The 1,520-nt window shown below is 44.6% G+C and carries 2 protein-coding genes; both read right to left on the bottom strand.

The window, feature by feature from the left end; translation table 11 throughout:
* Nucleotides 1-512, bottom strand: a 512-nt coding sequence (locus KL866_RS11070; protein WP_285801319.1) for a POTRA domain-containing protein, incomplete at its 3' end; no start/stop codon positions are given.
* A gap of 58 nt (nt 513-570) precedes the next feature.
* Nucleotides 571-1,520: RIP metalloprotease RseP (gene rseP / locus KL866_RS11065; RefSeq protein WP_214995055.1), on the bottom strand; the 950-nt coding region annotated here is incomplete at its 5' end.

Below are 1,520 nucleotides of genomic sequence, written 5' to 3'. Positions count from 1 at the left end.
AACTTCAAATCAACGCGATTACGGGGCAGCGGCGTTATAATGGCCGTTACGTCAGCATTATATTTACCTATGCTGTAAAAGAAGTCTTTTAGGCCATTCTCAATAGAGGTTAATACGGTCTTATCAAGTGGCTCACCGATACGGACACCGTTTCCATCCAAGCTCTCTTGAAGCTGTTCATCTTTAATATCATCATTGCCGTCAAAAATAATATTACTGATGGTTGGGCGCTCAGCCACACGCACAACAAGCGTGTTGCCGTCACGAAGAATTTCTACATTTTCAAAGTGAGTTGAAGAGTATAACGAGCGAATAAGCTGCGTTACCCTGAATGTATTAAGCTCGTCGCCAACTTGAACGGGCAAGTAGGTTAAGGCTGCACCAAGTGCAACTCGTTGCAAACCTTCAACGCGAATGTCTTCAACGACGAATTCGCTTTCTTGCGCCGCAGCATTGGCAAAGCTAGCACTGGAAAGAATGGCTCCGGCTGCTACTAACTGTTTTAACTTCATCTATTTTTCTTTTCCTGGCCGCGTTTTGTATTAGCTGTTTTGTACTTCCTGATTTGCATCAGGTTATGCGAGCGATATCGTTAAAAATTGCGATACCCATGATCATAAACAGAAGCACGCCACCTATTCTGTATCCCCACTCCTGCACCGCTTCAGGCACAGGCTTGCCCGTGATCCACTCCACAATAAAAAACATGAGGTGACCACCGTCAAGCATGGGCAAGGGTAATAAATTTATTATGCCTAAATTTACGCTTATTAAGGCAAGAAAACTCAAGAAATACGCAAGTCCATACCCAGCACTTGTTCCCGCACCTTGAGCAATTGAGATAGGGCCACTCAAATTCTTCACAGACACGTCGCCTGTGATGAGTTTTCCAATCATTTCGACACTGAGTGTCATAAGACGCCAGGTTTTATCTAGCGCCTTCCCAATAGCCTCTATAATGCCATATTGATGAGTAAACACATACCCTTCTGGCCAAGGCTCAAATGTTGGGCTCACACCTAAATACCCACTTTGCCCTTGTGGTGTATCGCGGCGCGCTATCGTGGCATCTAACGCAAGAGGTTGTCCATCCCTTAGGATATCAAGCGAAATACGCTCTCCAGGACTTTCAACAATAACGTCTACCAAACTTTCCCACGATATCAGCTTAGTGCCGTTTAAAGCGATGAGCTCATCACCAGGTTTCAACCCTGCTTGCTGTGCCGCACTTTCCTCTCCGACGAAACCAACAGTTAATGTTGCATCTGGTCGATAAGGAGTTAAACCTAAGCTGCTTAAAGGAGACTCGCTATCTGGGTCAAAGTTCCAAGAACCCAATGTAAAAGTCAGTTCTTTTTCAACATTTGACGAATTTTTAACCGTAACATTGGCTTTTTCAGAACCAATATTGGAAACAATCTCTAAATTAACGGCTTCCCAATCAGGTGTATCTCGGTTTCCCACCTTAACTATTTCGTCACCAGGTTGAACCCCTGCAATAGCCGCTATGCTGTTAGGCT

Origin of the sequence: Alteromonas sp. ALT199 (assembly GCF_018619335.1) — a bacterium.
GTDB lineage: Bacteria > Pseudomonadota > Gammaproteobacteria > Enterobacterales > Alteromonadaceae > Alteromonas.
Note: the sequence above shows the minus strand (reverse complement) of the source record. Positions and strands in the feature narration are given on the sequence as shown.